The sequence below is a fragment of the Nocardia kruczakiae NBRC 101016 genome (assembly GCF_001612965.1).
GTDB classification, from domain to species: Bacteria; Actinomycetota; Actinomycetes; order Mycobacteriales; family Mycobacteriaceae; genus Nocardia; species Nocardia kruczakiae.
Map to the genome: position 1 here is coordinate 28,220 of NZ_BDBL01000011.1, position 21,520 is coordinate 49,739.

General features: G+C 63.6%; 16 protein-coding genes. 5 read left to right on the forward strand and 11 right to left on the reverse strand.

The annotated features are described in order from the left end of the window. From NK1_RS33575 to NK1_RS10060, 6 genes are all read right to left on the reverse strand, one after another. Window positions 1-7,971 (reverse strand): toxin glutamine deamidase domain-containing protein, encoded by a 7,971-nt coding sequence (locus NK1_RS33575; protein ID WP_157104183.1) that lies wholly within the window; start codon window positions 7,969-7,971, stop codon window positions 1-3. Between the two features lie 11 nt (window positions 7,972-7,982). Continuing rightward, on the reverse strand, window positions 7,983-8,303 hold the full coding sequence (locus NK1_RS10040) for a WXG100 family type VII secretion target (RefSeq protein WP_167354245.1): 321 nt from the start codon (window positions 8,301-8,303) through the stop codon (window positions 7,983-7,985). Between the two features lie 91 nt (window positions 8,304-8,394). Continuing rightward, window positions 8,395-8,865, reverse strand: coding sequence for a YbaB/EbfC family nucleoid-associated protein (locus NK1_RS10045; RefSeq protein ID WP_157104184.1), 471 nt, complete (start codon window positions 8,863-8,865; stop codon window positions 8,395-8,397). 24 nt (window positions 8,866-8,889) lie between these two features. Next, window positions 8,890-9,531, reverse strand: coding sequence for a hypothetical protein (locus NK1_RS10050; protein WP_063008265.1), 642 nt, complete (start codon window positions 9,529-9,531; stop codon window positions 8,890-8,892). 214 nt (window positions 9,532-9,745) lie between these two features. Continuing rightward, window positions 9,746-12,010 carry a hypothetical protein gene (locus NK1_RS34375; RefSeq protein WP_157104185.1) on the reverse strand — a complete coding sequence of 755 codons (2,265 nt, stop codon included), beginning with the start codon at window positions 12,008-12,010 and terminating at the stop codon, window positions 9,746-9,748. A 5-nt stretch (window positions 12,011-12,015) separates the two neighbouring features. Continuing rightward, entirely contained in the window at window positions 12,016-12,354 is a 339-nt protein-coding gene (locus NK1_RS10060) for a hypothetical protein (protein ID WP_063008267.1), read from the reverse strand. Window positions 12,355-13,178: 824 nt separating this feature from the next. Between NK1_RS10060 and NK1_RS10070 the strand changes: the two genes are divergently transcribed. Continuing rightward, window positions 13,179-14,174, forward strand: a complete 996-nt coding sequence (locus tag NK1_RS10070; protein ID WP_063008269.1) for an NAD(P)-dependent oxidoreductase — start codon at window positions 13,179-13,181, stop codon at window positions 14,172-14,174. Window positions 14,175-14,214: 40 nt separating this feature from the next. Here the strand turns inward: NK1_RS10070 and NK1_RS33580 are convergent, their stop codons facing one another. Together NK1_RS33580 and NK1_RS10075 are read right to left on the reverse strand one after the other, a co-directional pair. Next, entirely contained in the window at window positions 14,215-14,418 is a 204-nt protein-coding gene (locus tag NK1_RS33580) for a DUF397 domain-containing protein (protein WP_084460744.1), read from the reverse strand. Beyond that, on the reverse strand, window positions 14,418-15,296 hold the full coding sequence (locus NK1_RS10075; RefSeq protein WP_063008270.1) for a helix-turn-helix domain-containing protein: 879 nt from the start codon (window positions 15,294-15,296) through the stop codon (window positions 14,418-14,420). Before NK1_RS10075 ends, NK1_RS33580 begins: the two co-directional genes overlap by 1 nt. Before the next feature lie 217 nt (window positions 15,297-15,513). On the opposite strand from NK1_RS10075, the gene NK1_RS10080 reads away from it, so the two are divergent. The 4 genes from NK1_RS10080 to NK1_RS10095 are packed head-to-tail and all read left to right on the forward strand — an operon-like array spanning window position 15,514 to window position 18,588. Continuing rightward, a complete protein-coding gene (locus NK1_RS10080; RefSeq protein WP_157104186.1) occupies window positions 15,514-15,879 on the forward strand; it encodes a hypothetical protein in 366 nt (121 codons plus the stop codon). Next, window positions 15,876-16,508 carry a DUF3558 domain-containing protein gene (locus tag NK1_RS33585; protein ID WP_084460745.1) on the forward strand — a complete coding sequence of 211 codons (633 nt, stop codon included), beginning with the start codon at window positions 15,876-15,878 and terminating at the stop codon, window positions 16,506-16,508. Before NK1_RS10080 ends, NK1_RS33585 begins: the two co-directional genes overlap by 4 nt. A 2-nt stretch (window positions 16,509-16,510) precedes the next feature. After that, window positions 16,511-17,863 (forward strand): hypothetical protein, encoded by a 1,353-nt coding sequence (locus NK1_RS10090; RefSeq protein ID WP_063008273.1) that lies wholly within the window; start codon window positions 16,511-16,513, stop codon window positions 17,861-17,863. After that, the gene (locus tag NK1_RS10095; RefSeq protein ID WP_063008274.1) at window positions 17,860-18,588 is read left to right on the forward strand and encodes an ESX secretion-associated protein EspG; all 729 of its coding nucleotides are present in this window, start codon (window positions 17,860-17,862) and stop codon (window positions 18,586-18,588) included. Before NK1_RS10090 ends, NK1_RS10095 begins: the two co-directional genes overlap by 4 nt. Before the next feature lie 106 nt (window positions 18,589-18,694). Here the strand turns inward: NK1_RS10095 and NK1_RS10100 are convergent, their stop codons facing one another. The 3 genes from NK1_RS10100 to trpS form a co-directional block, all read right to left on the reverse strand. Then, a complete protein-coding gene (locus tag NK1_RS10100) occupies window positions 18,695-19,318 on the reverse strand; it encodes an antibiotic biosynthesis monooxygenase (protein ID WP_063008275.1) in 624 nt (207 codons plus the stop codon). Between the two features lie 97 nt (window positions 19,319-19,415). Next, window positions 19,416-20,429, reverse strand: a complete 1,014-nt coding sequence (gene yhjD / locus NK1_RS10105) for an inner membrane protein YhjD (RefSeq protein WP_063008276.1) — start codon at window positions 20,427-20,429, stop codon at window positions 19,416-19,418. Between the two features lie 51 nt (window positions 20,430-20,480). Next, window positions 20,481-21,503 carry a tryptophan--tRNA ligase gene (trpS, locus tag NK1_RS10110; RefSeq protein ID WP_063008277.1) on the reverse strand — a complete coding sequence of 341 codons (1,023 nt, stop codon included), beginning with the start codon at window positions 21,501-21,503 and terminating at the stop codon, window positions 20,481-20,483. Window positions 21,504-21,520 lie beyond the last annotated feature (17 nt).

Here is a 21,520-nt window from a genome sequence, read left to right on the forward strand (position 1 = left end):
CTATTCCTTCCCGGGATGGAACGAATCCCCCGTCAGAGCTCGCACATCGAGGCCGAATTGGTCAACCACCCAAGCTAAGGATCGCCCGTTCTCGTCCAGCCACGTCAAGTAGGTTTGCCATTCATCCGGGTTCTTCCTGAGCCACTTGGCGAACCCGGTGTCAACAGGAGAAGGTTCGCCATCATGACGGGCTGGTAGATTTTCAGCAAGACCGAGATCGCCGTTGATTTGAAGCGTAGAGAAAAATGCGTGCACACGACGCTCGATCGGCTCGTCCAGACGCCGGAACACTTCATAGTATTCGTGGGTCAGTTTGTTCGCCCGCCAACTGGCATCGGTCGGAAACTGCAACTCGAACAGCCGCCCCTCGGGGGTTCTGACTGTCGTATTCATGCCGTAGTAGCGATTTCCCTCTCGCCAGAAATTCTTTATGTCGACCATCTCGTAACCATGCTCCTTCAATCGTTCGATTGTAGCCTCGAACGACTCGAGGTAGCGCTCCTCCGGCAACCGAACGGAGAATCGGACGACATCGTTGACCCGGGTGAGAAAGTCCGTGACACTCTCCTCGGGCATTCGCTCGGTAAAGTACTTCCGCCCAAGCGATTCCGGCGATTTGACTCGGTGGTCTTCGCCGCGCATCTCCGGTGGATCCGACCGCAGACCGAGCCCATCGGTCACTTCGGTGAGGATGCCTTGCAGATCACCCAGCACGCGGTCGGCAGTGGGTTGTGCATCGAGCACCGCCGTTGCGATCTCATTCACTTCGTCCGCGGACAGCTCCACTTCGACTGCCCTGGCGGGTTTCGCCGCGTAGACCGGCGCCTCATCCGAGCCACCGAGCTCGCCGGGCAATAGACTGCGCTGCTCCGCTGCCCTGAAGAGGGCAATTTCGCCCCACGTCTCGGCTACCTGGCCGCGGCGGTATCGAACGACTCCTTCGTCGCCACCGACTCGCAATCGGCCATCCGGCAATTCGCGAATATCGACGCCGAGCGCATTACGCGCACGACGATCGGCGTCCCACTCGTGCGGCCAGTCCGCCAATCGGTCGGTGGGAGCGTGCAACGCCGTCGGTACGTGGTCGAGCCCTGCCATGCGCGCAGCGGTCACCCGGCGATTATCGAGGCTGGCGATACGTCCGTCGGCCCACGTCACCGCATGCACGGGACCACCGCGCCACCCACCTGCGGCCATCGCATCCGCCAAATCGGGAATCGACAATCCATCCGAGGTCGCGCGGCTGACACTGCGTTGGGTGAATCGCACCTGCTCGGGTGGCACCATCGCCGTGACCTGCAGTGCCTGTTCGATGCGGGTTCGCTCCTCGATCGGCAGACCCGCGAGATCACCCATTCCCAGATCTTCAACTGTGGCGGAACGAAATTCGTCTGCAAACGAGGTGTAGTCGCCGTCGGCGCCGAACAGGTCCTCCAGACGGGGTCCTGATTCGGGGGGCCTCGGAGCCTGCTCGGCCATTCCGTCGACCACGTGTGGTGTCTCGTGGTCGCCCACACGAGGATCGGCCGCTGGCGTTGGCGCCTGCCCGTTGTTCTCCCCTAGCTCTCCCAGGTCCCCTCGTTCGGCCAGACCCCGTCCTGACTGCTCCGCATCTCCGCCCACGCTATGACGTTGCCCGCCATCGGCGCCGGGGGCTGGTACTGGAACGTGGTCTTGTCGATCGTCAGTTGGTACTCGGCGTTCTCCTGCGGGGGATCGGTCAGGGACAGGATCTGGACGTCGTACTGGATCGTGTTCGGATCCTCCTGGATGCGTCTGATGCTCAGCCGCCATTGGCGTGGGTAGATCTGATACGCCGTCGGCGGGCGGCCGGTCTGCTTCGCCTCCCGGAAGTCGTCCGCGATCATCATGCCGCTCCAACTCGGGTACTCGAATACCGTCCCGTTGTCCGCGTCGATCACCAGATTGGTCATGCCCACGTTCTGGCCCGTATCGATCTCCTGTTGGGTTGGGACCGTCTGAACCAGCCAGCCGATCTCGAACGGGTACAGGCGAAATCTGCGCTCGGGGTTGAAGATGCGGGCCAGGTACTCCTCCACCTGTTCCTGGGTGCGGTACTCCGCCATGTGTTCCTCCTCGCGGATCCGGGATGGGCGTAAACCACAAACGCAGCGAACCGCCCACCATATGTTCCGGCGGGTGTGCCGACATCGTCCCGGCCTGCGGATCCCACCACACTGGTCCAGCCGCGTCGCGCGGGTAGACGATGACGGTGGCGTGGGTGCCACCCTGGGTAGGCGATCCGTCGCGCTCGTAAAGAAGCTCGCCGGTCATCAGGTCCCGAGCGTGCCATTCGTTGACTACCAGCGCCGAGGACCCGGGCCCCATCTGTCGGATCATGTCGTGCAGAGCCACGAACTGTTCAGGCAGCGGGCGACCGTCTTGGAACTGATGCAGGCTGTCACCGATCCAGTTCGCCGCTCGCTCCACGCCGTGGATCTCACCACTGCTTCTGTCGATCGTGTTGTCGGGCAGCACATCCGGCCACCTTGGCGCTGACACCTCCGGCCGTCCGTGGAATGAAGCCAACGCCGACAAGGAACAGTCCAGACAGTTGTTGCCACGCCCTTGAACCCGAGGACCCCCGTCGTTGATCAGACGGCCGTAAGCGTTGGTACGCGGATCTGCACCTACCTGGAACCGATCACCGTCGCGGAGAGCATCCTCCACCATGGCCTGATACTCGGCGCGCTCCACCGACCGTAGGTTTCCGGTTCCGTAGTTGCGGTGTTGCGCCGGGCTTTCCACTGCCGAATCGGTATTCGCATGAGCGATCGTGTTGCTCAACTCGCGCACACTGCCCGTCCCGAGGCCGAGATGCGATTCCGGTGAAAGCCCGAGTTGCTGGTGCAGCTGCCGCGCGATCGCCTCGGGCGGGGTTCCCGGATGCCAGCTGCCGGGCGAATCACTCACGTGCATATGGATGTTCGCCGCGTTGGGGTCGGCTGTATGAACAAGATCCACAAGCACGCGATCACCGGAGAGCAACCGCCAGCCAGTGTTGAAAGCTCGGTCGGTCGCGAATTGGGCGTTCTCCCACAGGCGTTGAACGTCGTGAGGCGAGATGTGACCGTCGTGCGTGACGTTGACCCCAAGTCTCACGACAGTTACCGGGCCACCCGGGGCATTCGGATAGCGCCGGACGTCGAAGGCAGGCCGTGGACTGTCGCGGTCGGTACGGACCGGGATGACCCGATCGCCCTCCGGACGTTGGTTCCGATAGAACTCACGCTCGCGACGCGCTTGCTGGGCACGCTGCACCTCCGGGGACAGCGGCCGCGGCTGCGGGTGCCCCCCTTCACTTCGCGGGCCGTGCGGACTACTGGAATTGTCTCGCGGCGCCGGCACTGGGCGTTGCCGCGGATCGTGCGGCGGCGCGTGATTCGGCGCGGCCTCGCCCGACCGAGGAGCAGATCGTGGAGGCTCATGATTCGGAACCGAGCGAGTCGGCGGCCGATCCATCGGGTGATGCGGCGGCGGATTCGGATGCCCATGGGCGGTGGACCCACGCATATCCGGCCTGGGCTGCATGGGCGAGGGAGCCTCCGCGTGAGGATGCACAGGGCCCGGTGCCGGCCGCGGATGTTCTACCGGACGAGGTGGCGTGCTGTTGACCCACGGTGGGGTCGGACTCGATCCACGCCCGTAGTCGTGGTCGGGCGGGCTCGACTCCGGTGCCCGATTATCCGGTAACGGAGCGGGAGTGCGGGGTTCAGGCTGCCTCGGCGCATGCAGGGGTTGGTGCGGACCCGGTCCCTCGTGCAGCGGTGTGCGCGTTGCCGATTCGCCGGTATGTGGCGCGCGGAAATGCTCCGGCGGACGGTTGGGCAAGGGCGCTCGGTCAGGCGTCGGGTCGACCGAATGTGGCTCCTGTCGAGGTGTCGGCGCATCGCGACGAGGCTCGTGCGGCGGTATCGGCGCATCGGATTCGGGTGCGCGCGACGACAACCACGGCTCGGACGGCCGGTCGCGTGCCTGCACCGGTTCCGTCCGATTGTGTTGCGATGCAAGCGGTTCAAATTCAGGCAGATTGTGTGTCTCGGCGAATCGCGGATTATCGAGGTGCGTGAAATGCGGATTGTAAATCGGTTCACCGACGGAGACCGATACTCGATTTCCGTCAGGGTCGAGAATGAGCTCACGTGGCCATATTCGATAGATCGTGTCACCGGTGATGCCCCCGGGCGCGAGGATCTCTGCTTCCTGATGAGTGCCTGCAAAACCGTCCTTCATCGAACTGTGTGCGGTCGCGTCATGGAACGTCGCGTCCACATCGATGCCGTACGGGTGATACAGCTCGTGCATGTAGCGGATCTGGCGGAAGTTGCCGTCGGGCAACTTCTGCACGAGGCCCCGGGCAGCGAGTTCCTCCATGTCTCCGGTCATGCCCGGCTCCCGGCTGACAGTCCGCTCAGGACTGGTCGACAGCGAAAGCAAGCCGTCCGGAACGCCGCCGGCGGTGCCGACGTGCTTACCGATGTTCAGATTATTCGGATCCCGTGAGGCAAATCCCGAAGAGAAGATCTCCGGACCTCGTGAGTCCATCCGGAATAGAGCATTCTTCGCGTCCAAGAACTCGGAATCGGCGCTGAGGTCCCGCCAAAGAGGAACGGCCCCATCACCGGTATAACCCACTATGAACCCGTTCGGGTCGACTGCCGCGACCGCTTGGTCCAACGCACTGGTGGGCATATCACGGGTCAGATGGCGCGGGAGCTGATCCGCCGGACAGCCTGCATCGAAAACTGTGGGCTCGAGGCTGGCATACCGACGCTTGTTGCGTGGGTCGAAGATCCTCTGGTCGGCAACCTCGGTGAGGTATTCCTTTGTGAGAACTTCGGGTGTCTCGTAGACGGTCTGGTCGATAGCGATGTCGGAACGGACCCGCTCGTAGCCCCAGTTCCCGTATTTCAGCCGCCCATCTCGGATACCGCGAACGACATCTTCGATCGACCAGCCGTGTTCCCGCGCGAATTTGTGCGCGGCCTCTCTTTCTGTGAAATCCAGTCCGCTGAGATCTGGTCCCGATGTGGAATGACCGGGCTCAGGTACCGAGGTAGCGGCGACGACCGAATCCGAAGGTTCTGGAGGGTCGCTCAGGCTTGAATCCCGCCCCCGCCCGGCCAGTTCGGGTCGTTCCCCTTCCGCGCCAGAATGCGTCCGGCTACTTTCATCGCCAGCGGGTCGTTCGTTCCGTCCGCCGCTTTGACGGCCGGGCCTGTCTTCTCGATCACCAGCTCGCGGTTCAGTTCCGTCTCGCTGCTCCCGAACCGGTAGATCACCTCGGTCTCGGTTTCCGCCGTCTTCCGGTAGATCACGTACAGGGCCATCTTTTTCTCCCCAGTTCTGGTAGTTCTCGCCGGTGCGCTCGGGGATGTCGCTTTCCCAGTCGGCTTTGGTGTTGGCGTGCGCGTGCGCCTCGCGGTAGCTGGCGTCCGGGTGTTCACGGAGGTAATTCGATTCCGCCAGTTCATGTTCCAGCAGCTTGATGTCGGCGGGTAGCGGCTCGCCGCGAGACAGACGCATCCATGCCTCGGCGATATCAGGGTCGGCATCGAAGCGGCGGTTCTCGTGGCCGACGACATTACCGTCGTCGTCGAACACACTCAGTTTGTGTTCGGACTCGAACAGGTGCTGCTTCACCTGGCCGATTTCGTGCTCGGTGAAGCCGACCGAACCATCCTCGCGCGGCACGTCTGCGAGATTCTCGACCATATCGTGCACGTCGTTCCGCGAGGAGCGGATGGTGTCGTAAGCCTCGCCGGCCCACTTGTCCTGTGCCGCGACATCGAGCGGGTTGCGAGGACGGAATACACCGCCGCTCTGCGACTGCTCAGGACCGGCGTTGTCACCATCGGAACTGTGTCGATGATCTATTGGGCGACTGGGTTCCTCGTGCGCGGCGGTGTGGTGATCTGCCCCGCGGTCACGAGCGGGAGTCGGTACACCGACCGGGACCGCTTGCGCTTGCTGCGCGCCATCGGCGCGGGCGCCCGTCGGGGTGTCGACGCTCTCCGGTCGCCCGGCCGGCTGATCGAGCCGACGGTTTCCGTTCGAGACATCCTGTCGCGAAGCATCTCCGGGCACACGATCGCCGCGCGGAGAATCCGGATGCGCACTGCCCGGCTCCGGAAAACGAGAATCGGCGGGCCTGCCTGGCTCGTGCGGCGCCGACGCGTCGTTTCGATGAGCGGGATCCCCAGTGTGCTGTAGGTCTCCTGGATTTCGCGCGCCCGACGGGTGAGCTGAGCGGGGAGGAGTGTGGGGATTGTCCGGACGCACTGGCGTGCCCGACGGCCGCTCGGTGGCGACCGGCGGACGATGCGACGAGTCGGGAACCGGCCGGACGGTGGCATCCGGCCGAGCCGGCGCATCGGTATGGCCTGGGCGAGCGGGCGTGGCCTCCGGGCGCGGAGGGGCGCCGGCGGTCGAGGGTTCGGTTGTCCGGTGCACAGGCGCATCGGCGAGCGGCGAGCGCGGAGACTCCGGAACCCGCTGCGGCGCATGGCGATCCGGAGCGGGCGTCTGCGTATCCGGTCGCGTTGCGACGTCCGGCGCCGGGCGCGCCACAGGCATCTGTCGATCCCCTGGCGCAGCGCTCGGAGCCTGCGGTTGCGATGGTGGGGCGGAACGATCGGGTGACGGCGTCGCCGCCTGTGCTGGTGCCTGCTGATTCGTCGATCCCGGCTCGGGAGTCTGCGGCCCGCCGTTCGACCGCGCTTCGGTCGGAGGCTTGGCATCGCCGGCCTGACTCGCCCCGTTCGAGTCGGCTCGAGCCGCAAGGGATGTGTCGTGTCCGGCCGCGACAGTGGCGGCGTGATCGGCACCGTCTCCTTGGGACGCGGTGGGAGGGGCGTCTGCCTGCACGGTCCCCGGATCCGGATGGGTGCCGGAGGGATGTGTGTCGGACGGAGCCCCCACCTCCGAGGACGAAGGACGCGGGGGCGGATCGGTCGGCGAATGCTCCGAACCGCCCGCGGCAGGCTTGTCGGGGGTCGAATCGGCATGGGGACCGGTCGTTGCATCACCGTGCGGTGTGTTGTGTGACCCCGGCTTACTGGCCAGGCCGCCTCCGGCGCCGTCCAGCAAAGTGCTGGAGTCGATCGAATGATCGGGGTTGGTCGCGAGTTGAGCCGCCGCGTTGCCGACGACGTTGGCCGGCACCTCCGCCACATTCTTGCCGACCAATCCGGCGACCAGCCCGGGTTCGGCCCCGCCGGCGAGCCGACCGGCGAGATTGCCGCCGATGCCTTCGCTCATCGGCCCGGCCACACCCCCGGCGACGGCCCCTGCTCCCGTTGCCCGGAGGAAGCCGGCCAGATCGAACCCGTCTTGGCGGTGGCCCGCCGCCAGCTGAATACCTTGTGCCGCAGCGTCGGTGCCCGCACCGATACCCGCGCCGATCGCCGCCTGCGTAGCCACCTTGGCGCCCACGCGCATTGCGAGACGCCGGGCTACGAAGGCCGCACCCTTGGTCGTGATCTCGGTCAGCAGTTTCTCCACCGCCGCACGAATCGTCACCTTGACAGCAGCGGCGGCCGCCACCTCGCCTACCTGCCCGGCGCCGGGAACCCACGACCACGCGGTCATCGCGACCATGACCATCGCCGAGATGTAGATGGTCAGCTTGGTGTGTTCGATGTCGGTGGCGCCGTGCTCGAGCTGCTCGGCGAAGGACTCACACGTATTGATGAGGCGTTGCAGGTCGCTGCCGTCACCACCGGAGATATCCGCCCAATAGCTCGCCATCGCCTGATGGGCTTTACCGTCGATCGCATCGAGAGCGTCAACCATCGCCTGATCGGCCGGCTTCTGCAGCTCCTTCAGCGCATTCGCCATATCCGACCAGTGTGTTGCCGCTCGTCGCATGGCGTCTTCGTCACCATCGGGCCAGTGACCGAAGAGGAAATCCGACAGGTACGGAATTTGCGGCGGCCGCCACAGTGTCACGACAACCCCCGCTATGCCTTTCCGATGCCGTCCGCATTGGCGCGATCCTGGTCCTGAACGATGCCGGCCGTACCGGTGATCTTGTCACCGGTCGACTTCAGTTTGGCTGCGAGCGCGCTCAGTTCGTCGAGCGTCTGCTTGACACTGCCATCGCCTTCCTGCGGATAGTTCTTTTCGAACTCCGTGCCCGGGCGGTCCCCGCCCCAGCAGCGCCCCTCGGCATCGAGACCTTGTCGCAGCTTCTCCAAGGCGGTTTCGACTTCTTCACCCAACCGTTCGAATTGGGGTGAGATCGCGCGCAACCGCTCGGGGTCGGCAAAGAAGTCAACCACGCCCACACTCCCTCATCAGCTGCTCCGTCCTCGACTTGGACGCAGCGGTGCCGCGTCGGGTTCCACGAAATTTGTAGCGGCGCAACGGGCTCTACTGCTCCGGCTGCGGAAACTCCGAGAACTGCCGCCGAAGTTCTCGCATACTGGGCATGCCGGGCATGACCTCGTCGAGATCCGCCATACCGTCGATCACCGATTGAATGGGCTCGAGGAGCTTCGCACGAGCTTGTGTCACTGCCTCGACACCGCCACGGATCGCCGCGTTCAGTTCCTCTGTCAACTGTCGGGGAGTGCTGCGCCGATACGCGTCGTCCGCGATCTCGATCTCGGTGACCATCCCCGAACCGTTGACCGTCACTCGAGCAAGATTGCTCGGCGTAGTGGCACGTACCTTCAGCGCCGCGAGCTTGTGCTGGAGTTCGCCCAGTTCGCCTACCTCACGCTCGAAATCGTTCTGCATCGAGTTCAAGGTCGAGCGCAACCCATCGTTGGCCGACCGAATCTGTTCACGCTCCCACTGATTCACCACCCCGCTCCTTTCCGTTCGACCCAACGGCGGCAACGCATTTCGCTACGCAGTCGACGGTCACTCGGTGCCGGCGTCGTGCCCATGACGATCGAGCCACTGACGCCACAAGTCGAGCAGATCGGTTCCGGGAATTGTCATCACGGCGGCTTCACCGGGATTCACGACCACGCTCATCCCCGGACGAGGGCATATGTCCTCGAGCAGTTGCATACCTGAAATCTCCCGGCGCAGCCAAGGATTCACATCTTTGCGCAGCTGCGCGGCGGAGGAGAAGACCCTGATCTCCGGCTTACCATTCCACATCTCGATCGGCCAGCCTCGCTCACCGTTCGGATCGTCCTCGGGAAGGATTGTGATGAACTGCTGACGGCTGAACAACTCGATGAATCTCTCGAAGGTCTGATGTCCGCGAATTGTCCGCCACATGACCAGTTCGAACTCGTTGGTCAGCGGCTGGAATGCATACTCAGGACTCGGCACATAGTCCGGGTTCAGCCATGCCCGGTTGATCTCCCCGTTCTCATCGGAGCCCCAACCACACACGTAGTCGTGCGGCCACCGCGCCTCACCGGGTTTCATGCCGGTTTCCGTGTAGTAACGGAACTTGCCGGGGTTGGCGCGCGCCCACTCGCGATCCTCATCCGTCAGCGGCGGCATGACAGACCACGGATCGAGGTATGTTCCAGTCAGTTCCAGCATTTCCCTACCCCATGAATCGTCATCATCGAATCACTCGCAACCCCGTCCGACAGAAGTCCGCGCGCCGAAAACGCTACCGCAGCCGGGATACCGGTGGCCCGTAGTCCTCAGCCCGGGCTTCGTCCTCATCGGCCCACTCCGATGGCATGACGACCACGTCCCGGCCGACACGCTGTGTTGTGCCGTTCGGCGCCCGCCTCCGCAGCGTAAGCGCTCATTTCGCATCACCGGTGTCGATTTCGATCTTCACACCGGCAGTGGACGGCCGCGTAGCCGCCGGAGTCGACGGGTCACTAGTCGTGGTCATCTGGCTGGGCCCCGGCGATGGGACGCTCTCCAACGGACCTACTGTGGCCAATTCCGGACCGACAGTGCGAGACTGCGGCACGCTCCCACCAAGCGGACCGACCGTCGCCAACTCGGGGCCGGGGCCGTCAGCGGGAGGCCCATCGGGGATCTGTCCGCCGGCGCCCGGAACCGTCGTCCACAGCGGCTTCGGAGGAACGATTCCGCTCGGCGGACGCTCGGCATCCGGCGCGGACTTCCCTCCACCTCCCGGCGGGTGGGGCATTCCACTCATCGGCATACCAGGCGCTGCAGGGGCGTTCGTACCCCCACCAGAGCCCGTGTTCGAGTTCTCGACTCGAGGCTCGACTGCGTGTCCGGGAACCGAGCCCGGCGTAGCGGTTCCCGACGGTGCCGGTGTCAACGACTGCGCCGAAGATCCCGCCGCAGAAGCACCGCCGGGACCAGACGACCGTGCACCGCCCGAGTTCGAACCCTTCTCGTCGGACGGCCCGGTCGCGGCGGGCTCTCCCGCCTCGTCCGGCCCGGGCTTCAAGAACGGCACACCATCCTTGATTCCCATCGAGTACTCTTGCGGCTTACCGTCGGGCCCAGTGACTTTCGCGGTTATGGTGCCGTTCGGCGACTGTGTGACCGTGAGGTTTCCACCCAACGCGCTGAGATTTGCCAACTCTTTCGAGCCGGGCAGATTCTTCACGTCGGTCAGCTGGGAACCAGCGCCGGACAGCTGAGATCCGAGGCCGGAGATGTTGCCACCCAGCGACCCTAGACCTTGCTGAGCGATGTTCTGGATCTGGCTGAGCCCTTGCTGCAAAGTCTGAGTCAGGCCCTGCTGGACCGTTTGGCTCGCTTGACTCGCCAAGGTCGACAGGATTTGAGCCGGATTGAATTGTGTCGCAGAGGGAATGGTCGCGGACGGGACCGTGGGCGTCACGGTCGTCGGCGTAGCGGGAGTGACCGTCGACGGTGTCGTCGAGGCAGGTCCGGGAGCGGGCCCTGCGGGCGTCGAAGGCCCCGGCGAGGGCGTTTCGTTTCCAGGAGTGTCCGGCTGCGGAGGCTTTCGTATATGTCCGAACGAGTTCAACGCGTCGGTGACAACCTTCAGGTATCCCTGAATCGCGACATCGGTTTCGTGGCACAGGTTGGAGTACGCCTTGAAATAACCCTCGGCACTTTCACGAAATTGATTACGCCAGACAACGCACAGCGCCTGCGCCTTGTCGTCGAAAACCGTCATGCCGCATCCGCTGCCATCCGCCATCGTCGAGGAATCGGTCATGTTGGGCAGGTAGTGCAGCAACCCACCCCGGTTAGGACCGAAGACGCCATTGTCGGCAAGGACCTGGATCCGCGCACGAGCGTGGTCCCCGACTCCACGACGTGCGGCATAGTTGATGATCATCGAGACGTCGTCGTTCTCACTTGCGGCGTCGTCATCGTCACGAAGGTTTATACCGATGCCGTGACTGTTGCCGTTGGTCATGTCCACGCCGTTTATGCGATGGATACCTTGGAACTTCGCGAAGGCGTCGGCTTTGCGCTGTAGACAGCTCTTGATCTCGTCGACTGCCGTACAAAGAATGTCGGGCAAAGGCTCGAGTTCATCGGAAACGTCCTCGGCCCACGTGTTCAGTTTGGCCAGCTTGTCTTGCGCGGTTTCCCCACTGGAGCCCTGCCAGCATCCTGCGAGTCGCTGTGTTGCTTGCTGCTGATCGCTGTGAGCTTGCCGGACTTTCGGAAGCGCGTTGGAGATCCTCTGAGCCGCGCCGACCAGGTGATTCAGCTGCATGGATGCCTGCAAGTTGTACAGGCGGTCCATCTCGTCTTCTTTTTTCAGAGCTGGGATGTCTGAGGTTCCCCCCGAAAAGGCGTATCTGGCCTGAACGAGGTGGAACCAATGCAGCCATCCCTCCGATTCACGGTAAAACGGATTGAGACCGGAGTTGTATCCCGAGTTCGCGAAAGGGGCAGCGCCCTTGAGGATTCCATCTGCATCCGAGTTCGGATCGTACCGACCATCGTCGTCACCAATAGCCCGGTTGGCCGCCATATCGGACGAATCATGGTGTCCGTATCCAGCCCAATTGGCAGATCGGTCAACATCCTTCCCTCCGATGGTGACCCATGCGCCGGCGTCGCCGGCACCCAACCCGATATTCGCCTTCTCCGCCACCGCAGCTACTTTCCACCGGACGTCAGGTCGCCCGCGCTATCGAACGCCACCTTGCCGATATCACCGGCAAACTGGGCGTCGGTGTATTGCACGACGTCCGCGCTCTGCGTGAGCGCATCTCCGAATGCTCCGCAAGCCACGGACCAATTTTTCACGACCGCCGTCACATGGTCGAAGCCTTTGATTATATCGCCGGCGATCGTCTTATAGTTTTCTCCCAGGGCATCCGGTTCCAGCATGGTCCCCCAGGAGCCGGATACGTCGGACAGCGCCTGCGCGGCGTCATGAAACGAATTCGCCTGTTGCCGAACCATTTCCGGGCTCATGCTCAGATAGTCGCTCATCGACTTCCTTCCCCTCTCTGTACACGTACGAGATCGTGAGCGGGCAACTCCACTCGAACCTCGCTAAGTAAGCCAAGATTTCGGTGGCCCGTATCCTTCCGCTCTGGCCTCATCCTCGTCGGTCCAATCGACCGGCAGTACGACCTCGTCCCTCGCATGCTTGGCCCCGCCGTGTTTCTCGGACCTCAGAGCCGCCGTACGTGCCAGGGCCCCCCGTGCCGATCTGTCGCGTTCCTCCCGCGCTTCCCGCGCGGCCCGCTCCTGCGGCGTCTCCGATTCGCTATGGGCTGCGCCTGCCATCTCGCCCATGCGAGCAGTCGCCGCACGAGCTCGCTCGTCGACCTCGCTCACCTCTTGCTCGGTACGCCGCAGCGCGGAGATGTGGTCGGCCGTGATGCTGTCGAGTCGCGCACGCCAACTCACAGAACACCCAATCCGATTCCACCGATGGCGTACCGGCTGTAGCGGCACGCCGCACCCGATGTCGGTTCCTGTTCGAGAAGCACGATCCCCTCCGTATTTTTCCGTTCCGCCCGGGGATCTCCGTGTTCGTCCGAATGCACACACCGGTGGGTGGACACCCCCGCGCGTGACCAACGATCGCAGGTCGTGCCGATCAGCGCAAGCGTGGAGTGAGCGGCCGTATCGAGACGAGACGCGCAGTGGAACCGACGCCGCGTTGCCCCCACCGGTCCGGGACGCGTCACCCATACGGAGAAGGCCGAGTCGAGACCGCTCTCATCTGACAGGGTGGTCTGGTGACACGTCCGTCGCCTCCGCAACCTCGCATTCTTGTCATCGATCCCGCGCCGAGCGGGTTGGCGGTGGCCGAACTCGAAGGCTTGGCCCGGCTCGGTCTCGTCCCGACGGTCAACTTACATCGAGTTGTGGATCGCACTGCTCGTTCCGAGATCGAACATCGGTGGGACTGTACCGATTTCGAGGGGCGCAGAGCGGACGAGATCTTGGCAGCCTTCGATCGTGGCGGCGGGTACGACGCGCTGAAATGTCGCGCCAGTATTCCATTGAGCCGCAACGTCTTCGAGCAGGCGACAAACGACCGGCACGAACAACCGCTGCGATTGGTCGCCAAGGCCGCGTCCGGTCTGGACAGTTTCGATCTCGACGCCGCCGACGACTTGGGAGTCACGGTCCTGTCTACCCCGGGCGCGAATGCCGGCGCCGTTGCCGAGTTGACGATCGGGCTCATGCTCGACGCTCTCCGCGGAATCAGCAAGCGGGACAGAGCGCTTCGTTCCGGCGACTGGGGCACGGCCGTCGACGGTATGCCCGTTCGGAGTCTGTCGGATTCGCGGGTGGGACTCGTCGGCAATGGAGCGATCGCACGGGCGGTGGCCGAACGTCTCACGCCGTTCGGGGCGGAGGTGTGGGTCCACGGGTCGCCGCGCTTCACTGCCGAAGAGGCGGCGCGATGGCCTGCATATCGTGCCGAGAACCTGCGCGCCCTTCTGACCGGCTGCGACATCATCTCGGTTCATGTGCCGGCCGCCCCCGCGACTACCGGGCTCATCGGCGCGCGGGAGCTGCGCTGGATGAAGCCGGGGTCGGTACTGGTGAACACATCGCGGGAACAGGTGGTGCCCGAGGACGCCCTGGACGCGGCATTGCGCGACCCCAGCTGCGGTCTCGGTCACGCCGCCGTCGACGTATTCGCCACGGAGGGAGAGTCTTTCAGTTCAGGACTGGCTTCTAACCCAAATACGACACTCAGCCCTCACGTCGCAGGCATGACCCTGAGCGCGATGAGAACCAGTTCCGAACGGCTACTCGCCGAGATCGCCCGGTTCTACGCGCCGTAATGGATGCCAGATTCAGATCGCAAGTTCGACGTCGCGGTACTCACCGGTCCAGGCCGCCCCTTGTTACGGCTGCGGTGAACGCGGACCACTCAGCAGCGGCGAAGACCAGGGCAGGGCCGGTGCGATCCTTCGAATCACGCACTCCCACAGCATTATCCGGTAAGAACGCGACTTCGACGCAGTTTTTCGACCCTCCGCTACGACTGCTCTTGAACCATTCCGCATTCGATAGATCGACAACCATCAGACGTACTCCCTCGCTATCTGCCGGAGCAGGGATCGGCTTGCGGCCGGATCCATCACGCTTCGCCGGAGACCTTCGTAGGCCTGATGGTACCGCTGCACCGCTACTGGTTTTTCGAGATACAAATCCCCGATGAAACCTTCGACATAGACGACCGGCGGTTCTATGGTCTGCCCGCTTCGGTCGTTACCGAAGTCGAGAAGCACGAACGAGCCCACCGCCTCACCTAGCGGGAAGCCGGCCCGGTCGGGCAGTACTTGCACGTTGACGTTCGGACGACATCCCATGTCCGCGAGATGCTTCAGCTGTGCAGACATCACTTTCGGTCCACCTACGACGCATCGCAGGGCTGATTCCCGGAGGATCACGTCGAGTTCAGCCGGTTGATACTTGCGCGTGATCCTGGTCTGCCTACGCATAAGCAATTGGACACGTCTGGCATGTTCCTCAGCGGTGTCGGTCGGATGAGCAGTGCCGAACATCGCGCTGGCGTACGCAGGTGTTTGGAGCAGTCCAGGGACAAGTTCGGGCTCGTAAGTCTTCAAACTACGAGCTGAGGCCTCCAATCCGACATAGAAGTCGAAGTTTTCCGGAATGACATCGCCGAACTCACACCACCAGCTCAACTCGTTGCCATGGACTGCAAGGGCTTTCATAGCGACCACCTGCTCGCCTTCGAACCCGTAGACCTTGCACAGAGCATCGATGTCCACCTCCCTCAGGTGGGCCACCATCCCCCGCTCGATCCGCTGCAACGTACTCGCACTGCGCTGAATCAGCGCGGCCGCCTGATGCAGCGTCAACCCGCACTCCTCACGCCCGTTGCGCAGATACCGCCCGAGCTGCCGCCTCGGCAACGTGGAACCACACTCCGACATGCCTGCCTCCCTTCAGGTTCGCTTCGACCGTGGCAGCACATCACCACGCAATCCCCCACTGCCCCACCATCACAGAATCTCATTCGATCCCCACATAACCCCAGCAAGGATTGCATCTTTCGCCCGGCCCGCACAGCAGATCGAGCAGTCGAGGGAACCGCGGACGCTCACCGAGCGTCCAGTAAGGTGAGCGGGACGCACGATGGGAGGGACGCCGATGGACGTGGGGCAGTCAACCGCTAACGCGCTGTGGCAGCAGGCGGTCGACGGAACATTCAAGATGGAACCGGGGGCTGCGCATAAATGCGCGAAGGTATTCGAGAGGTTCGCGGAATCGCTAGACGAGCAGGTCCAGGATTCGTACCTGATCCACGCTCTCAGCGGGTTCGGAAGTTTCACCTCCGCATCCGATCTTCAGAGCGGATTTGCGAAAAAGGGCGAAAGTCTCACCGAAGCACTTCTCGGAATGCAGGAAGCAGCGCTGCAAATGGCTGCAGCTTACCTGCGAGCCGGTAACGACCTACAGGGAGCCGATGACATGAATCGCCGCGCAATCAATACAGCATCAGGTGTCACGAAATGAATCTTCGGATCTGGCTCACCGCAGGCTGCGCAGTGACAATGTTTGCCACTGCATCCGCTTGTTCGTCCAATAGTGATGCAGTCTCCAAATCCGCCACTTCCGCCCCGATGCCGGTTTCCGTACCAGCCAACACGCCTCCAGCTCCCACACTGACAGCACCGAGTTTGCAGCCTCCGAGGCAAGGCGGTGCCACAGATAGTGGCCGGCAGCCGGTTGCATTCGATCCGTGCACGTGGATACAGGACGAAACTGTTGCTGCGATCGGTTTCAATCCGAAGTCGCGTAAACGCGCGAACGACTCGGTAGCCGAGTACACCGCGTATACCTGCAGATTCACCTCGGATGTCCGCAGTATGGATGTCGACTCGACGAACATTTCATTCGCGGAGGATCAGCAGAAGAACGGATCGTGGCTGCATCCCATTGCGCCCGTGAACGGGCGCGAGGCAACATCCGGACAGGATCAGAGCATCCCCGGATCCTGTGAAACCCATCTGCGCACGAAGGCGGGATCGGTATTCATCAGAATGCTGTTGACGCTGCGCGGTCGCGGCGAGGCCGCCGATCCGTGTGCCGATATGGCAAATATCTCCTCGGCAATCGAAGCCTCGATCGGCAAGGATAACTGATCATGGGCGGCGAAAACCAGCCCGACCCGGGCATATCCATCCTGGGCCCCCTCCTCGGGCCGAAGCTGCAAGAATACGAGAATCGCAAGTCGGCCGACCAGGCTCAGCATGGCGCGCACCAAGTTCAGCAAGGGGTTCACCACCAAAGCACCGACCCGTCTTACATCAAAGATCTGGAACCTTGGGAGGCACTCGGACATCAAGATATCTACGACATGGTCATGAGCATGAAGCCGGATGCGATGCACGAGCATGCTAAAAAGTGGTTCAATATCGCCTCCGCGCTCGGTGGCGCTCTGTTCGGCTTGAACATATCGATCCAAAAGGAGCTGTCCGACGGCTTTCACGGCCAGTTCGCCGGCGCCGCTGCCGACGCCGCCAAAAAGTTCGTTCAGCAGGCCACCGATGTCCAAGAGGTCATCACGACAGTCAGCGCCCGAATCACTGCTGCCGCCTACGGCGCCGAGGCAGCCAAATTGGCTGTGCCTCCCCCCGATACGTCGTCGGCGCCCGCAACCACCGCGGCAGACATACTAGCGCGGGAGCTCGGGGCCGCGCCGCCGGCTCCGACCATCGACAAGGGCAAGGCCGATGCCGAGAAACGTCAGCAGGCGATCGACGCCATGCACAATAACTACGACCCTACGTACCGGCCCGCGGGAGACGGTGTCCCCACCTTCGTCCCGGTCGACGCTCCTGGTGGTGACGGCACGAACAGTCCAAACAGCGGACTGTCGAACAGCGGCAACGGAATAAACCATTCAGGCAATCCGAGCGGCCCCAATTCCGAGGGGGACGAGCGCAAACCGGGTGATTCGACCGAAAAGTCCGATCCGGACGCTTCGCAACAGACCGACCCCGCCAGTGCATCCCAGTCCGGGCAGAGCTCCAATGAACCAGGCAGCCAGAACGCATCGAACCCTGCCACGTCGTCGCTTCCCGGGAGCAGTACGCGCCCGTCGGGGTTTGATTCCACCAATGCCGCGGGATACGGCGGAGGCGGACCGGGATCCGGTGTCGGCTCCTATGGCACGCACGGCGGTTCGAGCGGCACCCAATCGGGCGGACCGGGCCGGAGCATCCCCGGAGTGCCTGGCAGTGGAAACTCCTCTGCTGCAAGCGCTTTCGGTGCCCGACCTGGTCAGCCCGGACTCGGCGGCATGCCCGGTATGGGCGGCATGGGTGGCGCCGGCAAGAAGGACGAGTCCGAGCGGGAGCACAAGACTCCCGACTACTTGATCATGAATCGGGAAGAGGAACTACTGGGCCGTCGCGAACGAACTCTTCCGGAGGCCATCGGCGCCGACGCCCCCGCAGCGCAGTTTCGCCCCGATGACGAGGGGCATCAGCGGTGAAATGGGAGTTCACACCGGACGAATTCGTGCACGTGTGGAAAGAGACGGGCAAGGATAGATACCCCTATCCGATTCAGCTGCGTTCGTCGGCACAGTGGCAGAGCGAGTACGAGCAGATGAGCTGGGAGCTGCGGACCAGGATGCCGAAGGGCTTCGACCCTGACCTTTCCGCCGCCTTACGAGTCGTCACGAATCCCGCGATCTCGTTGCTACTCACGGGAACTCGTAAGCGCCCCGTCCGAATCTACGCCGCAGTCGACACCACAGTCGGCGTGACGCTGGTCCAAAGGCCCGGTCCCGTAGCGGATTACGGCGGCAACGTGGTGATCGAGGCGGGCAGCGCCGCCATCGTGTCGAAAGTGTTCGGCGCTGTGCTCGGCAACCTCCCGGCCGGCCGGCAGCCCGCCCTGATCGAGAGTCTCGACCGCATCCGCACCGATCTCGACTCCTGGACAGGCACGACGGAAACCACCACCGACCGGATGAAAAAGCTGCTCAACGCGCCGCGTGCGGGCTCGGGCCATATCGAGGTCCGGTGCGGGCTACAGAGTTCGCGCCCTTATCCCCCGCAGTATCTCAGCTGGTTCGATGTCGAGGGCGACGGTCGCTACACCTATCGCCAGCAGTACAACGACTTTCGCATCGATCCCGCCTCTACCGAATCCATCTGTCACGACATCACACGCATGATGGAGATACAGCAGGAGTATTCGCGCGTGGATTGACCGCTGAGCCGCTGAACTGCATATCGGCTTTTGCCGACGATGCACCATCGTCGTACAAGAGTCTGCCGAGTTGCGGCGTCGCCCGGTGGCGACGCCGCGGCTCGCCTCACACCAATTCCGGCACCCGCAGATGCGCCAACGCCAGTTCGAACTCGCGCACGTCGATCGCCTCGACGCCGACCTGTCGGGCGGCATCGACACGTAGTGCCGCGGACTGTTCGCGGTTGCGCTGCATAGCCTCGGCGCTGTCGAAGACGCCGCAGGAAACCGCGCGTCCGGACGCACGGTTGATCAGCAGGCTCGCGCTGCAGAATCCGTCGAGTTGTTCCATCCCCGGCAGGATGTAGTTGCGGTAGGCGTCGGTCGACATGTCGAGGCGGCTCGGATCGGTCTTGATCCAGGTGGCGCGCACGCAGGCCCCGGGCATTGTGCGATGGTCCCGGTGCAGGACGGCGATTTCCCATTCCGCGACCTGCGCGGCGGTCCCACCGAAGACCGTCACGGCTCGGTCGCGCGCCGCCATGAAACCCGGCTCGCTCTCGTGCATTGCGGCCTCGGATTCCCACCCGGTAGTGGAGATACAACGGCCGAAGGTGCGATCGACGAGCAGCGACAATCCGGTACAACCGGGGGTTTCCTTCAGCATCGGCATGACGTCATCCCGCATATGCGCAATCCCGGCGTCGATAGCGGAGGGTTGCGCCTGAATCGTGGTAGACCGTGCGAACACGATCGACCCCCTCTCTGCTCGGGGCAGCGCCCGGCGGCGCCACCGGTGCTGTTCAGACTCCTCCGTGACAGCCGCGCTGGCAATAGCTCCGTACTCGTCACCGCTTACGGCGAGCGATTCCGACCATCGAACCCAGCGCCGCACCCACCCCGAACAGGGCCAGGCCCGTGCTCGCCGTCATGCCCGCGTGCATCCGCGGCTCGATCACCGCCGGTCCCGGCGCCGGGATCTCGGCCTCCACCTCGTTCTCCCGGGCGGTGGCGGCCCAGGCGGTGGCGAACAGGATGATGCGGGCGGTGATGTAGGCGAAGACCATGAGGCCGATGATCGAGCCGAAGGCGACGCCCGCCGGGCTGGTGAGCACCTTCTGCAGGTAGAAGGAGGCCACCTGCTTCCAGATCTCGAAGGCGATCGCGGCGATGAACGCCGCGCGCACGGCGCTGGTGAAGGTCACCGGCTGGCGCGGCAGCCGGGCGATGATCCAGACGAACACCGCCCAGGACGCGAGCACCGCGAGGACCAGCGTCAGCAATCGCAACAGCCATGAGACGCCGGGCGCCCTGTCGAGCCCGACACTTTCCAGCAGTTGCAACGCCAGCCCACTCGACGACAATGCCGACAGGCCCAGCGACACCACCATCGCGACGCCGAGACCGGCCAGCGCCATCAGATCCGACAGTTTGGTCTTGAACCAATTGCCCTCGTGCGCGGGCTGTTCCCACTGTTCGGTCAGGGCGGCGCGCAGGTTGGCCATCCAGCCCAGTCCGCTGTAGGCGGCGATGAACAGACCGATGAGGCCCACGCTGGTCCGGGACTTGATGGCCTGGTCGATCAGATCGTTGACCTGGCCGCCGAAGGACCCCGGGATGTTCTCGACGATCTTGTCGCGCAGTTCTTCGAGCAGATGCGGATCGCGGGCGAGGACGAATCCGGCGACCGCGAAGGCGACCATCAGCAGCGGAAACAGCGAGAGCACCGTGAAATACGTGATGCCGGCCGCGAAGTAGTCGCCGCGCTGGCGCTGGTAGCTGCCGCCGGCGCGGACGGCGTGGTCCAGCCACGGCCGCGCTCGCACCTCACGTTGGATCCGCGCCTTGAGCTTGTCGAGCACCTGTCCTCCCGAACCTGTTCAACCGCAACACACGGCCTCGCACGGCGCAGATCAGCGGTGCAGGAAACCCACTCGGTCGTACACCTGCGCGAGGGTCTTACCGGCGATCTCGCGCGCCTGCTCGGCTCCGGTGGCGAGAATGCGATCGAGTTCGCCCTGATCGTCCAGATACTCTTGCACTTTCGCCCGCAGCGGTGTCACGAATTCCACCAGGGCGTCGGCCACATCGGCTTTGAGCTCGCCATATCCCTTGCCCTCGAAGCCTTTTTCGAGTGTGACGATGGGCGTGTCGGTGAGCGAGGAGAGGATCACCAGCAGGTTGCTGACGCCCGGTTTGGTCTCCGGGTCGTAGCGAATCTCGCGTTCGGTGTCGGTGACGGCCGAGCGGATCTTCTTCGCCGACACCTTGGGATCGTCGAGCAGATTGATCAGGCCCGCGTCGCTGGCGGCGGACTTGCTCATCTTCGAGGTCGGATCCTGCAGGTCGTAGATCTTCGCCGTGCCGGTGACGATATGCGGTTCCGGGACCACGAACGTCTTCTTGAAGCGAGTGTTGAAGCGCTGCGCCAGGTTTCGGGTCAGCTCCAGGTGCTGGCGCTGATCCTCACCGACCGGGACCAGCTGCGGGCGGTACAGCAGGATGTCGGCCGCCATCAGGATCGGGTAGGTGAACAGGCCGACGGTCGCGTTGTCGGAACCCTGTTTGGCCGACTTGTCCTTGAACTGGGTCATCCGGCTGGCCTCGCCGAAGCCGGTGATGCAGCTCAGCACCCAGGTGAGCTCGGCGTGCTCGGGCACCTGACTCTGCACGAACAGGGTGGAGCGCTTGGGGTCGATACCTATCGCGAGCAGCTGCGCGACACTGCGCACGGTCCGGCTGCGCAGCTGCTTGGGGTCCTGCGACACCGTGATGGCGTGCATGTCCGGAATGAAGTAGAGCGCCTCGTAGTCGTCCTGCAGCGGCACCCAATACTGCAGCGCACCAAGGTAGTTGCCGAGGTGGAAGGAGTCGCTGGTCGGCTGGACGCCGGAGAGGACCCGCTGCTTGCGTTCGCTGGGGGCAGGACTGGACATGAACCGATCTTCCCATG